Here is a 381-nt window from a genome sequence, read left to right as displayed (position 1 = left end):
CTTTTCCTCTTTTTCTCTGTTCTCTTTTGCCTTTCGTTCAGCATTCTCTTTCGCTATTTTCCCATCTGGATCATTTGTACAAGATGCTGTCTCTATAATATTTCCGTTTGCATCAATCATATAACTCTGATTTGTCACAGTGCCCAAACATCCATTAATCGTATCTTTTGTACAATCCGGAATGGCTGCTAAGTTTTCCTCCAAATACTTTGCTTTTTCCGGATCATTCATGCACTTTTGTAAAAATGCACTTGAAACAGATACCGTTGTCGGAATACCCTGCATTGAAGTCAGCCCTATATTCATATAATGGTATTTTCCTTGCAAGTATTTTGAATAATCATTTACATTACTATACCCTGTCTTAATCTGCTCTGTTTT

Annotated in this window: 1 pseudogene; it reads right to left on the bottom strand. The window is 36.0% G+C overall.

What is annotated here, in order from left to right:
- Positions 1 to 306, bottom strand: a pseudogene (locus tag DXB43_RS15595) (hypothetical protein); the annotation flags it as partial.
- Positions 307 to 381: the final 75 nt, after the last annotated feature.

The organism is Roseburia sp. OM04-10BH, assembly GCF_003462605.1.
Classification (GTDB): domain Bacteria; phylum Bacillota; class Clostridia; order Lachnospirales; family Lachnospiraceae; genus Roseburia_C; species Roseburia_C amylophila.
Note: the sequence above shows the minus strand (reverse complement) of the source record. Positions and strands in the feature narration are given on the sequence as shown.